Annotated in this window: 1 protein-coding gene; it reads right to left on the bottom strand. The window is 39.8% G+C overall.

Annotated elements, in window-relative coordinates:
* A partial coding sequence (locus SSIN_RS00145; RefSeq protein WP_156956254.1) for a DDE-type integrase/transposase/recombinase occupies positions 1-269 on the bottom strand: 269 nt, incomplete at both ends.

The following is a 269-nucleotide window of genomic DNA, read 5'->3' as shown; positions in this document are numbered from 1 at the left end:
CTTGCTTGGTCTCTCTAAAGTGTGTAAATTCAACACCATTATCTGTTTGCAGGATTTTGGGCTGATAACCAAAATGACGAATAGCCAATTTCAAAAATTGAACTGTAGAATGAGAGCTTTGCTCCTTAAAAGGATAGATAAATCGCTCTCTGGAAGCTTCGTCGATGACAGTATACTGATAGAATTTATCAGGGATAGAGCCGGTGTAACAGTGTTTTGGGACATATTTGACATCCATTTGCCATTTCACTCCGATTTCGGTCGGCGTA

The organism is Streptococcus sinensis (assembly GCF_000767835.1).
In the GTDB taxonomy this organism is placed as follows: Bacteria; Bacillota; Bacilli; order Lactobacillales; family Streptococcaceae; genus Streptococcus; species Streptococcus sinensis.
Note: the sequence above shows the minus strand (reverse complement) of the source record. Positions and strands in the feature narration are given on the sequence as shown.